This window comes from Hamadaea tsunoensis DSM 44101 (genome assembly GCF_000428945.1).
Lineage (GTDB): Bacteria > Actinomycetota > Actinomycetes > Mycobacteriales > Micromonosporaceae > Hamadaea > Hamadaea tsunoensis.
This window is the reverse complement of the sequence record NZ_AUAX01000016.1, coordinates 1-13,582: the sequence shown is the minus strand read 5'-3', so window position 1 is coordinate 13,582 and position 13,582 is coordinate 1. Positions and strand designations below refer to the sequence as shown.

Below are 13,582 nucleotides of genomic sequence, written 5' to 3'. Positions count from 1 at the left end.
CGCGACAGACGCGAGCCGGCCGAGGAAGATCACTGGCTGCTACGCCAGACCTGCCTCGTGCAGGAGCCGCCACAACCCCGCCCCGTCGGGCGCCGACAGCCACGTGTGCCCCTGCTTGTCGACCGACTTTGCCGCCTCGTGTGCCGGCAGCGTGCCGGCCAGCAGCGCCTGAGTCGCCGACAGCTGCCGGATCGCGATCGCCGCCACGTGGTCGGGATGCGTGGCCGCGAAGGCCGCATAGATCTCCCGGTCGTGCTGGCCGTCGTCGCCGATCAAGAGCCAGCGGATGTTCGGGAACTCCTGCGCCAGGCGTACGAGCGTGGCCCGCTTGTGCTCACGCCCGCTGCGAAACCACCGGTCGCTGGTCGGACCCCAGTCGGTCAGCAGTAGCGGCCCGGCCGGATACAGATGCCGCGCCAGGAAACGCGTCAGCGCCGGCGCGACGTTCCACGCCCCGGTCGAGAGATACATCACCGGCACGCCCGGATGAGCATTGACCAGCCGCTCGTACAGCACCGCCATACCGGGCACCGCCATGCGGGCGTGCTCGTCCAGCACGAATGTGTGCCATGCGGCCAGCAGCGGCCGCGGCAGGGCGGTCACCATCACCGTATCGTCCACATCGGATACGATGCCGAAGCGGGCCGTCGGATCGATCACCCGAATCCGCGCCTCGGCCGGCTCACCGCCGTCGACCCCGATGCGTACGGTCGCCCAGCCGGGCTCCAGGCTGCCCTCAGCGACGCAATCGATGTAGCCCGCCCGATCCGTGCGGGCCTCGTGCGTGGTCCCGCCGACCTCGATCCGCACCGGTATGTCCTTGGCCGGCAACGTGACGAAACTCCGCCAGCCGCGTACCGTCGCCGGACGCTTCGGCTTCGACGACGCTGGCCGCGACAAGATCACTCGGGCCATCACCCGCGCCCAGCCCGGCGCGCCGTAGCCGGTATACGGCACCACCGCTACCTGCCAGCCGCGACGACGCATCCGCCGCGCCAGGACGCCATGCACCCGATCCTCGATCACAGCCGCCCGATGCAGCCTCGGCAGCTCGTCGCCGCCCTTGCGGGCCTCGGAGTCCGTCACACCTGACAGCCTGCCACAACACTCAGTCCACCCGGCCGATCCGGGCATCCGCGGCGTACCTGCGCAGCTCCTCCAACCTGTCCAGCACGGTCTCGTCACCCAGGGCCGAAGTCGTCCACGACGGCGACTGAGCCGACCGCCGCCGGATGTGTCGAGCGGAGGTCGGGAGTCCAGGCACGCGACTGGATCGGATAGGTTAGATGAGGTGGGCGCGTCTTCGACTCCGGTATCGCAGTTCTGCGCCGAGCTGCGGATCCGCTGGCAGGCTTCCGGAAAGGATCTGCACAGCATCGCCCAGGCGGTGAGTATCAGTCGAACCCAGCTGTACGCGATTCTGAACGGAGAAATCAAGCGCCCGCCGGACTTCGAGCGGCTGGTGCGCCCGTTCGTCCTGGCATGCGGGGCCGCGGGCGCGGAACTCGCCGAGTGGCGCCACCGGCACGCGGTCGTCGTTGGTGTCTACGAGGGGCTGAAAGATCGAGCGGCTCTTCGACCGGCGAGGCCCAACCAGCTGCCGGCCCTCAGCGGTCCCTTTGTCGGGCGTAGCGCGCTGCTGACCGCACTGGACCTGGCCACCGAACCGCTCGTAGTGGTGACCGGGCCGCCCGGCGTGGGCAAGACGGCACTCGTCGTGCACTGGGCGTACGGCCGTGCCGAATCCTTTCCCCACGGTCGCCTGTACGCCGATCTTCGGGGGTTCGCCCGTGACGGGGAGGCCCTTGATCCTGCCGAGGCCGTCCGCGGGTTCCTGGACGCGATGGGTGTGGCGGCACGGGACGTCCCGCCGGACCCGGCCGCTCAAGCAGCTCAACTTCGCAGCCTGCTCGCTGATCGTCGCGTACTCGTTGTCCTCGACAACGCGCGCGATGCCGACCAGGTGCGCCCGCTGCTGGTCGGCGGCGCCGGTGTACGCGTGGTGGTGACCAGCCGCGGCCCGCTGACGCCCCTCGTCGTCGACTACGCCGCCGCGCCGATCGCTGTGGACCTGCCGACCAAAGCCGAAGCCCAAGACCTCTTCCGATCGCGCCTCGCCCATTCGGAAAGCGACAGCTCCATAGCGGAGGCCGTAGCAGCGTGTGGACGTCTGCCGCTCGCGCTGACGCTGACAGCTGCCCGTGTACGCCAGACCGGATTCCCCATGGCGACGGTGGCCGCCGAACTACGCCGGGCCGGAACGCGAGCCCATGCGGAGTTGCAGACCGTCTTCGCAGGCTCCTATGGAGCGGTCAGCCCGCCCACCGCGCGGCTGTTTCGCCTGCTGGGCCTCACCGCTGGACCAGACATCGCCGCGGAGGCGGTCGCTGCCCTGGCCGGAGTCCACGACGCCCGAGCCGAACTCGATGATTTGATCGAATCGGGTCTTCTCGTCGAGCACCGTCCCGGCCGCTATCTCATGCACGATCTGACGCGCGATTACGCCGACGAGCGCAGCCGAGCCGTCGACACCGACGACGAACGCCGCGCCGCCCTCACCCGCCTTCTCGACTACTACACGCGTACCGCCCATGAGGCCGACCGCACCCTGAATCCCATACGGCCGCCAATCCCGATCCCGCTGCCACCGGCTGAAGGTAGCCGGCGGCCGGACTACCAGACCGCGACGGCCTGGCTGGAGCGCGAACGCGCAGTGCTGCTGGCAACCCTGCGCAAGGCCTGCAACGACGGTCTCGACAGGTATGCCTGGCAGCTGGGCTGGGCCCTGGACACCTTCCTCTACGAACACCACCGCTGGAAGGATGAAGGCGCGGTCTGGTCGATAGCCCTGCGGGCGGCGACGTCGTTGATGGACCGGGCTGCCGCCGCTCACGCCCACCGGTTCCTCGGCGCGGTCGCCGGGCGCCTGGACAACTTCGCGGACGCCTACGCTCACATGAGCGAATCGATGCGGCTGTGCCGCGCCGCCCGCGACCAGCCCGGCGAAGCCGAGACCGAGTTCGTCCTGTCCTATGTGAGTTTCCTCCAGGGCAGACATGCCACGGCCCTGGCCCACGCCGAGCGTTCCCTGGCGCTGTGGTCCGGCCTGTCCGACCTCCGCTGGACGGCTCGGGCCGCCACCGCCGTCGGCTGGTACCACGCCCAACGCGGAGACCCGGCGGCCGCGATTCCGTTCTTCCAACGCGCCCTCGCCGACTTTCACCTCGCCGACGACCACGCCAACGAGGCCGTCACCCGCGACAACCTCGGTCGCGCCCACCACGACCTCGGCGCGTACGCCGCCGCCCTCGAACAGTACGACATCGCCCTCGATCTGGCGCGCCAGATCGCCGATCCGGTACTCGACGCGCATTTGACCAACCACGCTGGCGATGCGTTCCAGGCGCTCGGCGACCACGCCACCGCTCGCGACCGGTGGGCCCACGCCTGCGGATTGCTTTCCGACGCAGGCCATCCGGCAGCGAACGACGTTGCCCGCAAGCTCGCCCTACTGACGCCGGAGACCGGACCGTCCTGAGCACCACCCATCGGCAGACGCCTTCCGGTGCCGTCCGGTACTCAGCCGCTGTCTACGCCGCCCCAGCAGCACATATCCGTTCCCGTTCCGGTGTTTGAGGACATCGGCCCACCGCACCCGGTCCAAAAGGTTGAGTGACGGCACCTCGACGAGGTAATCGACCGGAAGGGAGCCGATATGCGTTCGAAATCGCGGCATGACATGGCCCGAGAAGGCGTACATGGCGTCGTCAGGAGTCTCTACCTGCTGTTCATCGCCGCCATCACGATCACCAGCACGGCCGTCGTCGTTGGCGTAGCGTCCCCCACATACGCGGCCGCGCCACCTCTGGGGAACACGACCTCGATACTCAACGACGACGGCCGGCTGGAAGTCTTCGCCGCCAGCGGGACAGTGCTGTATCACAACTTCCAGACGTCGCCCGGCGGCGGCTGGAGCGGCTGGATCAGCCTGGGACAACCGTCGGGCGGATTGTGGAACGGCCCTTCGGTGGCCAAGAACTCCGACGGCCGGCTGGAAGTCTTCGCGACCAGCCTGGGCGCCCTCTACCACGCGTGGCAGGATTCGCACATCACCGGCGGCTGGAGCGGTTGGGCGAAGATCGCCGACCTGTCGAGCCCCTCCGCCCCGACTGCCGTCAAGAACCTGGACGGCCGGCTCGAGGTCTTCGTCGGTAACGCCCAGGGTATCTGGCACGCATGGCAGGATCTGTCGCGCAATTGGAGCGGGCTGGCCAATCTGGGAATGACCGTCGACGGGCACACGCTGGGCAGCGGCGCCATCAGCGTCGGAGTCAACTCAGACGGTCGCCTCGAACTCGTCGCCCTGGACACCTACAACATCGTGATGCGTATCTACCAGCTGTCATCCGGCGGCGCGTGGAGTGGCTGGACATCGATGGGAGGTGGCTGCCGGCCCGCCGCCGCCCGGAGCCCCCACCTGATGCCCAACCAGGACGGCCGGCTGGAATTGTTCATCATGTCGCCGATCTACAACGAAAACAATGCGAGCCTGTGCCACCGATGGCAATGGCCGACCTTCTCCGGCGGCTGGAGCGGCTGGGCCGAGCTCGGTGGAACAAGCCTGGACACGATGGGGGGATTCGCCTGGACGCAGGCGTCCGACCGGTTGGTGGTACTCGCCCGCGACACCCACGGCACCCTGTACACCATCGAGCAGACCGCGCCGAACGGATCCTGGAGCGGCTTCACCCAGCGAAGTGCGTCCGGTTACGACGCCAGCGTGTCGATCGTCGCCAACGGAGACGGCCGCTGGGAGCTGTTCGCCAACCGCAATGGGCAGCCGTACCACGCCTGGCAGACGTCGGTCGGGGGACCGCTGAGCGGCTGGGTACCGCTCGAGTCGAACTGAATGCGCCGCCGGCCGGGCACACCTCACGATGAGCCCGGCCGGCGAACAAGCAAGATCAAGCCGCTGGGCCAGGCCCCGCCCGAGTCGCTAGGCGAGAGCACCGGCCGCCCAGCCCGGTGAAGCAGGGCTATGAACCGCTTTCGGCGGGTTCTTCGCCGCGGCGGCCACTACGGCCTCAGCGGCGCTGGGTCAGCGCCTCGCCGAGCACGGTTTGAGTGTGCCGGACGGCGCCTCCGTCGCGCCGGCTGTGAATCAGGCCGGCCTCCCGCAGTACACCGAGATGGTGCGACGCGGTCGACAGTGCCAGGCCACAGCTCGACGCCGTCTCCGAAGTGGACAGCGGCCGTTCAGGGACATCAGTACGCGCGCCCGGCCTTCCCCGAGGAGAGCGGTCAGGGCGGCGCTGGCTTGCGTACCGCGCTCGGTCCAGCTCTCGGTGAGGCCGTGGGCGGGATAGAACAACGTCGGCTGAGTTCCCCTTTCGCACAGACCGACAACGCCCTGGCCGAGGAAGACCTGCGCTCGATGCTCGCCCGGTTCTGCGACGCCCGCCTCATGCTCGAACTCGACGGCCGATACTTGAGCCTGGCCGTGCCAGTCTTGTCGCGTACCGTGGACGAGGCCGCCTCGTCGGAGGCCTTCGCCTTGGCCTTCTGATGCCCGCCCGCGATGCGAGAGTCGGTCACGTCAAGGTATGCGTACCGGCAGCGGCAGGTCGATCTGGATCACGAACCGGTTCGGCGTCCCGTCGGTCCACGCGCCGCCCCAGTTGCCGTTGACCATGCGGTCGACGCATAGCAGTCGTTCCGGGTTCTTCGCCAGCGAGATCGTCATGTCCTTGTTGATGACGACCGGATTACACTGGCCCGTCCACAGGCCCCAGCCCGCACGGCCCCCGCCGGAAAGGCCGAGGTAGCGATCACCGCCCGAAGTGTCCTTCCGCAAATACAAATCGTCACCGTAGAAGTACCACAAGCACGGATGCGCGTCGGCTTCTTTGGGAACGATGGCCACGTAGGGATCGACCGCGCTGGAAACGCTCATCCAGCCGAGGAACTTGCCGGACTCGAAGTCGAGGCAGCGTACCGGCTGGTAGACCAAAGGAGCACCCTTCGCGAGGTCGCTCAGCGTCCGCCGGGGATTCCAGTCGTCGATGTAGTCCTGACAATTGCGGTCGTGCAACTCCTTGCGGCGCTGCGGACGCTTGCTCTTCGGGTCGTTCAGCTTGAAGAGCGCACGGAAGTTCTGGCCCGGGTTGCGCAGCAGAGATTCGAAATCGGGGGTCAGCTTGAGTGCCTCGTAATCCGACACCGAACCTCCACTGAAGGCCTTCCACACCTCGTCGGCTGACGTTTGCGCGGCTGCGGTGACATGCTGCCGGTTGACCTCGCTCACCTTGTCCAGCAACCGTTTGTCACCGTAGGCGACCCACTGCGCGCCCTTGTGATCGCGCACTTGGAGGCCGAACTTCGAGTCCTCGTTGTGCATCGTCCGGGCCAGTTTGCCGGCGACAAGCTTGTCATCGATGGTGTCGTACAGCTCCACGCGTGGCACGCGAAGATGCCCGGTGGAGAACAGGTCGGTCAAGAAGTGGTCGGCGAACGCGTTCATCGCATACGCCCGCTCGAGTCGAGTCAGCCGCATCACTGAGTCCTTGGGCTCCTTCGCGGCCAGCCGCGCCTCGTCGAGGGCGACACCGTGCCCGACCGAGTACGCCTTCACCGCGTTCGCTCCGAAGTGGTCGAAGTTCGTCATGGACAGCCGCGGATAACGGAAGACGGTCTCGAACGCCCAATCGACCGAGTACCGGTCGCCGATCTCCTCGTACACCTTCGACGGGTCCTCGCCGGCGTCGAACGCCGCCATCACCCGTCTGATCTCCACCTCCATGATGCCCAGAATGCGACTGCGCTCGTGCGGGATGTACGGCGTCGCCAGCTGAAACCAGCCCTGGCGGAACACGCCCACCGGATCCGCAGCGGTGCAGATCGGCTGATCCACCACGCCGTAGAAATCACCGCCCAACGCGATGCCCTGGCCGTACGTGATCTTCGGACCGTACTCGAACGATTCACCCAGCCTGATGTGCAAGCCGAAACCGGCGGCCTTCCGCTTGCCGGCTTCGAACTCCAGCGTCAGTTGATCGCCGATCCAAGCGTGTTCAGCGCTTTCCATGACGACTCCTCGCTACGGCCTCGATGTTTCGACGTTCCCCTCGGCCGTATCGAGCCTATGCACAGCCGTCCCGTATGTCCATTTAGTCACTCTTCGGAAGGCTGCCGCTGATCATTTTGATCTTGTTGTTGGTGCCCTCGGTCCGGCCGTCGTGACAGCGCGGCCGCGTCGCCCGCGGCAGGTTGTAGCAGAGCGGATGGTGAGCAGGCGACTTCTTTCAAGACCGCCTCCAAGGCGACAAACGCCGCATGACTCTACGCCGGATCGCTGCCTTCGCCGTCGACTGGCTGTGCATCATCGCGTACGCCGCGCTGTTGATCCCGCTGGGGCTCCTGCTGGCGCACTGGGTCGGTGGCCTGGCGACCTGGTCTCAATATGGGCGCGTTCGTGGTGCTCGTCGTGCCGCCGTCGGCGGGAGGTCCGAGTGCGTGCCATGAGGTCGACCCTGATATCACCGAGTGATCCAAGGCTTTCGTGCTGATCGACTGCGCGGACGAGCACTTCGGTGAGACGGCGTACGTCGGCCGGTTCACTGGTGATGACGCGAAGGCGGCCGTGCCTCCGTCGTCGGAGAAGGCGGCGCCGGCGTTCGAGATCTGCGACAGGAAGGCGGCAGACTTCCTCATCACGGATTGGCGCGATCTGAGGATCGATCTGAAGCTGATCGTGCCGACTGTCGCGGACTGGAAGGGCGGTGCCCGCTGGTTTCGCCGCGATTTGGTGACCGTCGATCCGCTTCCGGAAGGTGTGCCTGTGGTGTAGGTCGGATCGCTGGCGAACAACACAGTGCGGGAGCGCCTGCGGTTGGGCTGCTACCTGCGGTCCTCCAAAGAACTCGAGGACCTCGACTGCGGTAGTCCGCACGACGTGGAGTACGCCGGATCCATCGCGGTCGCCGGCCCGGCGCACCTGCCCACCGATAGCGCTGCGCTGACCGACATCGGCCGAGCGTGCACCGACGTGGCGGATCGGTTCCTCGGCGTCACGCACATGCCCAAGAAGCTGATCACCGTCGACGCCGACAACAGGATATCCAAGGTCGCCTATGGCCGTACCGACCAGGGGGTCAAACAGGGCGGGGCGGTCACGTCGACGGCATCGTTCATCGTGGAACTTTCCGGCTACGGGCAGCCCGTCCGCGTCGAGGGGCCGACCGGCGTCCGGTAGGCACCAGCCGCCGGCCGATCGAGGCAGAGCCGACCCGGCCTCCGCGTCCCGGAGGCCGGGTCAGTGTCGCAGTGGGACGAACGCACGCGGGCGATTCTATGCATTGACGATCCGGCATGTTAACGTTCGTCAATTCTCTCGCTGGAGGTCACATGCGCAGACTCAAGATGGCGGTCGCGGCAACGGTCCTGGTCGGCTCCTCACTGTTCGTCGGGGCCCTGCCCGCGCACGCCACACCCAGCCTTCGCGGCGTCGTCTACGACTACTCGGAGTGCATCCGGATCGGCAACTACGGCATGCAGAACTACGGCTGGACCGGTCCGCTCCAGTGCGTCTGGACCTCGACCGGCAACGGCTCCGCGGGCCTCTGGTTCATCTACGCTTGACGCGCGCCTTGTGGCGGCACGGTCGGGCCGCGGTCCGGTAGAGCGTGTTGTTTCGGCAGCTGCCGAGGTCGCCGCGATGATCCTGCACGTCGCCGCTACCTTGCTGCGGTTCTACGCCCGGGTCCATGGCCAGCGGCGAGCCGGATTGGCGAACACGGCAGCAGCATTGGTGACGGCCGAACCCACTGCCGCCACCGGGTAGCCGGACTTGGGCCGGCGGCAGGTGGACAAGTCTGATCTGGTACCCCGTCAGCGAAAAGGTGCAGCCGACGCGGGAGACGTCACAGGGACGGTGGTCACGTTCGGGTTGAAGGTCCCTCGCCAGGGCGATCCCGCGACTTCATTCGAGTGAGCGAGCAGGCATCCGTGGGCCTCCGGCCTGCACGATGGCTGAAGGCGCTTTGGGGACCCGTCGGGGACCATACGGCAGGCACGCCGCCGCACGAGCTGCACGTGACGTGCAGAAACGCTAGATGATCTTGCCTGGGGTCAAGGGGTCGTCGGTTCAAATCCGGCCAGCCCGACCCAGCTCAGAGGGCACATTCCAGTGATGGATGTGCCCTCTCTTTATAGCTGAGTGACTAGGTGGGTGACCGACGTGGCCGCACCAAGTGGTCGAGTTCAGCGACGGCGAGGTACGCCAGCAGTTCTCGATCTGCTTTCGTGCCGAATCGTCACAGGTCCGATGGGTTCCGCATGAGGATTGGAACTCGCTTGATATCAATCAATCGATGCAATTGTGTATCGACCACGGGTACGAGAATCGAGCCAAGCCCTACATCGGCTGAGAGGCCAGCTCGACCCTGCCAATCGCCTCTAGGAGTGTTGGTTCGGCACGAGCCCAAAACCGGGTGACGGGGTGGTCGGCGCCGTAGCGTTCGCGGACCTCTGCCAACCGTGCCTTGACGTCGGTCGGCCCGCCATCGGGTGTCGTGGTCATATCCGCGTACCAGAGCGCGTCGGAGGTTAGGGAGTGCTCTTGCTCGAACTCCTGTGTGAGCATGTCGGCGAGTCCCCGTTCCGCTGCCTCGAAAAGCGCGCACGAGTGGTGCGCGACCAGCGAGGCAAGGCGAAGCGGTTGGCCGCGATCGCGGAGCCAACGGCCACCGTCCAGAGCATGAAGGCCAGTGTCCGCCACGCCCGGGGCGTAGCCGATGTCGTGAAGCCATGCCGCTGCAATGAGCAAGTCGCGATCCTCGGGGGAGACAGCGCGGTTCATCTCGCGGGCTTTCGCCGCTACACCTTGTACATGACGCCACCGCCTTGGCAGACGGTCTGCCAAGGCGTGTTGAGCGAGATCGAAAGCCCGCTGGACCAGTTCCGACACGTGGGGGAGCCTATGCAGATTCTGAGATGGCCCGCTACGGACAGGTTCGTTGCTCAAGTCGTGTCAAGGCGTCCCGGCTCGTCCCCAGCGTCAGACGAGATCGAGGACGTCGTCTTCGTCGAGATCGCCTCGGGCTTGCTGCCCGAGATAGGTAGCTAGCGCGGCACCGTGTTTGCGGGTTTCGACGATCGCGTGCCCGAGGCCGGCGTGCTTCGCCGATCTCGCGTCGAGGTCGGCGACTTCGACGGTATCGGTGCCAAGGAGCGGCAAGATGGCGGTGACGCCGTCGATTGCAGTCACGAGGCGAACGAGGAGGCCACGTTCGTCGCCGGACAGTTGTGCGTGTGCGGCGAGGTAGCTGGCGGCCGGGATGCCGACGATGCTTCCGGGATCCTCGGCTACGGAGTTGACCAGTTCGCCGACGGCGAGACCTTCCATGCGCGAGTAGGCGAGGAGCGCGCTGGTGTCGAGGACCACGCGGACCGTCATGCGGCGTGCCGCTGTTCCCGGTCACGACGGCGAACGGCCATCTCGTCGAGGCGGGCGCGCATACGGTCGACACCTTCCTGCGTGATTTCGTAGCCCGCATCCCGGACGACCCGCAGAGCGGTCTCGCGGCGGGTACGCATACGCAGCGACTCCGCTATGTAGGCCGAAGCGTTGGGCTGATCGTCGAGGACCTTGGCGACGTCCTCGGGCAGGGTGATGCTCAGGCGACGAGATCGATCAGGAGCAGTCATATCGTTGATGGTAGTCCGATCGCATAAGATCATCAACGCGGGTCGCGAAATTAGGTCTGACGCTCCTACTTCTGTCAAGAAGGCGGGTCAGACGGCGGTAGTGAGCAGGTGTCGAGATGGCGAGTAGTCGATCTTCCAGTCTGCGTAGACACCGAGGATGCCATCCTGGATGCAGCGTAGGCCGACGCTGATCCACCGAATTTCCTGATCATGGCGCAAGGCGTAGCCGACTGCGATGGCGAATGTTTCGTTCGCGCACGGGCAGGCGCACTCGACGAGGTCAGCTTCGTCGGCGTAGTCGACGCTGTCCGCAATGTACTGGATGGTCTGGCATGCAGCGCAGCGTGCGAGAGCAGCGCCTTCGGTGTCGTCGGCTTCGACGTAGAAGGTCCCACCTGCGCATTCCGGGCAGGTCAGTTCGTTGACGTGCTCGACGGGATAGCCGCCTGGCTGGAACTCGCGTAGGTACTCGACAAGGTCATCGAAGTTCTCTCCGCGCCAGAACCGGCCATTTGAGTCGATCACGGGTGCAGCTTGCCTGGCTGCGACGCCTATGTCGAGGCCCTGGTGTGCTATGCGATGCTTGTCGGCAGTGGGTACGTTTCGCGGGCAACGTACCGTTTGAGGCAGCGCATAATTTCGGGCTTCGTCTTGCCCTCGGTGGTGCGCCGGGCAACGCAATCCTTGGTGGGTTGGTGGCAGCGCATGCGCACCAACGCGATGCGCCATAACGCGTTGTTGGCTAGTCGGTCACCGCCGCGGTGGAGTCGATGGCGGTCGGTGCGGCCGGACGAGACCGGGATCGGCGCTGCCCCGCACAACCGGGCGAAGGCCGCCTCAGAGCGTAGTCGGTCGGGGTTATCGCCCGTGGTGACAAGGAGTTGGCCGGCGGTGTCGACGCCCACGCCTGGCAGCGCGAGCAGTAGCTCATCCCCGGCGGGCCGTACTCGTTCGTCGCCGCCCTCGACCCCGGACGTACCTCGTGGACCGCGATTCTCGACAACGTGCGGCTGGGCCCGGCGGACGACGCCACCGCGATCACCGCCACCCCGTTACGCGACGTCGTGCAACGCCTGATCGACAGCGGCCAGCAGCAGCCCGGATGATCCGGGTCGGGTGCGACGCCAGCTACGACGTGACCCGCCTCGCATGGGTCCTGCAAGATCTGCCCGTCGAAGTCACCGGCCGGATCCGCGCCGACCGGGTGCTACGACTGCCTGTCCCACCACGGGTGCCGGGCACCAACGGCCGCCAGCCCAAGCATGGCGGCGAATTGCATCAATTGAGACCAAACAATGGTCTTGATTGAAAAAATTCCCCATCTGACCAGGTCAGATGGGGAATTGCACTGTGCGCCGCCAGAGACTTGAACCCCGAACCCGCGGATTAATACGGCAGCCGAAGATTCTGATCATCGACTGATGTCGACGAGGGTTCGGCGTTTGTGGTGGTAGTGGCGGGCTCTGGCTTGGTGGACGAGGCGCCAGGCGAGCCAGGACAGCGCATGCCGCATCGTCATATCGGGCTTGGCGAATACGAAGGTGAGGAGGCGGCGGATCTCGGCCGCGCTCAGTGGTCCGATCTCGTCGGCGGGCGGGACGGCGGAGGGCTGGGGTCGGGGCTGTTGGGCGGCGAGCACGGCCAGGAACGCCGCGGCGAGTAGGACCAGGGTGGTGTAGCGATGCCAGGAGAGCCAGGTGCGGACCTGATGTTGGTCCAGGCCGGTCTGGCCTTTGGTGTCCTGGAAGCAGGACTCGATCGGCCAGCGCAGCCCGGCGGTCCAGGTCAGGGTGGGCAGGCTGACGGGGGTCGGTGACCAGCACCGGTAGTAGGCGGTTTCGCCGGTGGTTTCGTTGCGGCGCAGCAGTAGCCAGTGGTGGCCGTGGTGGGTTGCGTCGCTTTCGGTCTCGATGATGTTCACCCACGTCCACTGGTAGTAGCGGGGTCCTTTCGAGCCCCAGCCGGCCAGGTAGCGGCCCCACACTTCGGCGGGTAGTGAGGCGGCCAGCTGGGCGGCGGTGATGGTCAGGCTCGGATGGTCCCAGCGGGTCAGGGCGGTGTCGCAGCGGATCGCCAGGACGTAGCCGACCTGCCGGGCCCGTAGGTGGGCGCGCAGCTTCGTGTCGTTGCCGTAGACCTCGTCGCCGGTCACCCATCCGGCTTCGACACCGGCGTCGAGGGCGTCTTCGATCATCTGCCAAGCCAGCTGTGGCTTGGTCGAAAAGCCGATGTCGTCGGGCACGTTCGCGGCGGTGCACCGTTGCGGATCGTCGGTCCAGCCGGCGGGCAGGTAGAGCCGGAAGTCGACCAAGGCCCGGCCGCCGGCGCGGGTGGCGTAGGCCAGATGCACACTGACCTGCGCGTTGTCGACCTTCCCGAGGGTGCCGGTGTATTGCTGCTGCACGCCGACGGTCTTGATCCCCTTCTTGGCGTCGCCGGTCTCGTCCACGATCAGCACCCCGCCGGGGCCGAGCCCGGCCACCACGTAGTCACGGATCTGCGCCCGCACGAACGCGTCATCCCACGACGCCGACGCCAGGAGCCGTTGCATCCCACCGGGATCACTCTCACCGGCGTACTCCGCGATCTGCCAGCAGGTACGCACCTCGATCGGGCCGAGCAGGGCCTGGACGAACAGCCGGGCTCGACGGCGGGGCTCGACCCGGGCGAACGCCGGCGCCACGCGCGCGAACAGCGAGTCGAACTCCTCCCGCCACCCGGCAGGGTCTATCCTGGCGGCAACGGTCGCCGCGACCTCATGTATGTCCACAACAGACATGATCTAGCGGCGACCGTGCCTACTTCCCCTGCCACACACCGACTTTGCCAACCCGTGACCATCGACCGGGCGAACAAAAAACGATCTTCGGCTGCCGTA

The 13,582-nt window shown here is 66.6% G+C and carries 16 protein-coding genes and 1 pseudogene; 7 read left to right on the top strand and 10 right to left on the bottom strand.

The features are described from left to right. Positions 1 to 39: 39 nt before the first annotated feature. Both G401_RS0121945 and G401_RS56805 read right to left on the bottom strand, forming a co-directional pair. The gene (locus tag G401_RS0121945; protein WP_084557474.1) at positions 40 to 1,134 is read right to left on the bottom strand and encodes an App1 family protein; all 1,095 of its coding nucleotides are present in this window, start codon (positions 1,132 to 1,134) and stop codon (positions 40 to 42) included. After that, on the bottom strand, positions 1,109 to 1,264 hold the full coding sequence (locus G401_RS56805) for a hypothetical protein (protein WP_169734230.1): 156 nt from the start codon (positions 1,262 to 1,264) through the stop codon (positions 1,109 to 1,111). Before G401_RS56805 ends, G401_RS0121945 begins: the two co-directional genes overlap by 26 nt. Before the next feature lie 27 nt (positions 1,265 to 1,291). Here G401_RS56805 and G401_RS54930 point away from each other — a divergent pair, with 27 nt between their 5' ends. Beyond that, entirely contained in the window at positions 1,292 to 3,538 is a 2,247-nt protein-coding gene (locus tag G401_RS54930; RefSeq protein WP_084557472.1) for a tetratricopeptide repeat protein, read from the top strand. Between the two features lie 177 nt (positions 3,539 to 3,715). Continuing rightward, positions 3,716 to 4,909, top strand: coding sequence for a hypothetical protein (locus G401_RS47475; protein WP_157546104.1), 1,194 nt, complete (start codon positions 3,716 to 3,718; stop codon positions 4,907 to 4,909). 175 nt (positions 4,910 to 5,084) lie between these two features. On the opposite strand, the gene G401_RS54925 is transcribed toward G401_RS47475, so the two are convergent. Next, positions 5,085 to 5,396, bottom strand: a complete 312-nt coding sequence (locus G401_RS54925; protein WP_211240802.1) for a helix-turn-helix domain-containing protein — start codon at positions 5,394 to 5,396, stop codon at positions 5,085 to 5,087. Between G401_RS54925 and G401_RS56035 the strand changes: the two genes are divergently transcribed. After that, positions 5,354 to 5,566 (top strand): hypothetical protein, encoded by a 213-nt coding sequence (locus tag G401_RS56035; RefSeq protein WP_157546101.1) that lies wholly within the window; start codon positions 5,354 to 5,356, stop codon positions 5,564 to 5,566. The genes G401_RS54925 and G401_RS56035 overlap by 43 nt on opposite strands. 30 nt (positions 5,567 to 5,596) lie before the next feature. Here G401_RS56035 and G401_RS53120 read toward each other — a convergent pair whose 3' ends face one another. Further along, positions 5,597 to 7,084, bottom strand: coding sequence for a hypothetical protein (locus G401_RS53120; RefSeq protein WP_051366977.1), 1,488 nt, complete (start codon positions 7,082 to 7,084; stop codon positions 5,597 to 5,599). Positions 7,085 to 7,558: 474 nt separating this feature from the next. Between G401_RS53120 and G401_RS0121920 the strand changes: the two genes are divergently transcribed. The 3 genes from G401_RS0121920 to G401_RS0121910 all read left to right on the top strand — a co-directional run bounded on the left by G401_RS0121920 (position 7,559) and on the right by G401_RS0121910 (position 8,637). After that, entirely contained in the window at positions 7,559 to 7,846 is a 288-nt protein-coding gene (locus tag G401_RS0121920) for a septum formation family protein (RefSeq protein WP_027344187.1), read from the top strand. A gap of 24 nt (positions 7,847 to 7,870) precedes the next feature. Further along, a complete protein-coding gene (locus G401_RS0121915; protein WP_027344186.1) occupies positions 7,871 to 8,251 on the top strand; it encodes a hypothetical protein in 381 nt (126 codons plus the stop codon). 152 nt (positions 8,252 to 8,403) lie between these two features. Beyond that, complete coding sequence (locus G401_RS0121910; RefSeq protein ID WP_027344185.1) at positions 8,404 to 8,637, top strand: hypothetical protein; 234 nt, start codon at positions 8,404 to 8,406, stop codon at positions 8,635 to 8,637. A 775-nt stretch (positions 8,638 to 9,412) separates the two neighbouring features. Here the strand turns inward: G401_RS0121910 and G401_RS0121905 are convergent. From G401_RS0121905 to G401_RS54915, 5 genes and pseudogenes are all read right to left on the bottom strand, one after another. Next, complete coding sequence (locus tag G401_RS0121905) at positions 9,413 to 9,964, bottom strand: HD domain-containing protein (RefSeq protein WP_027344184.1); 552 nt, start codon at positions 9,962 to 9,964, stop codon at positions 9,413 to 9,415. Between the two features lie 90 nt (positions 9,965 to 10,054). Further along, the gene (locus G401_RS47465; protein ID WP_034592641.1) at positions 10,055 to 10,453 is read right to left on the bottom strand and encodes a hypothetical protein; all 399 of its coding nucleotides are present in this window, start codon (positions 10,451 to 10,453) and stop codon (positions 10,055 to 10,057) included. Then, positions 10,450 to 10,704, bottom strand: coding sequence for a hypothetical protein (locus tag G401_RS47460; RefSeq protein ID WP_051366976.1), 255 nt, complete (start codon positions 10,702 to 10,704; stop codon positions 10,450 to 10,452). Before G401_RS47460 ends, G401_RS47465 begins: the two co-directional genes overlap by 4 nt. Positions 10,705 to 10,791: 87 nt before the next feature. Beyond that, positions 10,792 to 11,229: a hypothetical protein gene (locus G401_RS56030; protein ID WP_051366975.1), complete on the bottom strand. Its 438-nt coding sequence runs from the start codon at positions 11,227 to 11,229 to the stop codon at positions 10,792 to 10,794. A gap of 47 nt (positions 11,230 to 11,276) precedes the next feature. Then, positions 11,277 to 11,621 (bottom strand): annotated as a pseudogene (locus G401_RS54915) (IS110 family transposase); the annotation flags it as partial. Positions 11,622 to 11,686: 65 nt separating this feature from the next. On the opposite strand from G401_RS54915, the gene G401_RS54910 reads away from it, so the two are divergent. After that, complete coding sequence (locus G401_RS54910) at positions 11,687 to 12,013, top strand: transposase (RefSeq protein WP_169734232.1); 327 nt, start codon at positions 11,687 to 11,689, stop codon at positions 12,011 to 12,013. A gap of 102 nt (positions 12,014 to 12,115) precedes the next feature. Here the strand turns inward: G401_RS54910 and G401_RS0121880 are convergent, their stop codons facing one another. Beyond that, the gene (locus G401_RS0121880) at positions 12,116 to 13,474 is read right to left on the bottom strand and encodes an IS701 family transposase (RefSeq protein ID WP_245601610.1); all 1,359 of its coding nucleotides are present in this window, start codon (positions 13,472 to 13,474) and stop codon (positions 12,116 to 12,118) included. Positions 13,475 to 13,582 lie beyond the last annotated feature (108 nt).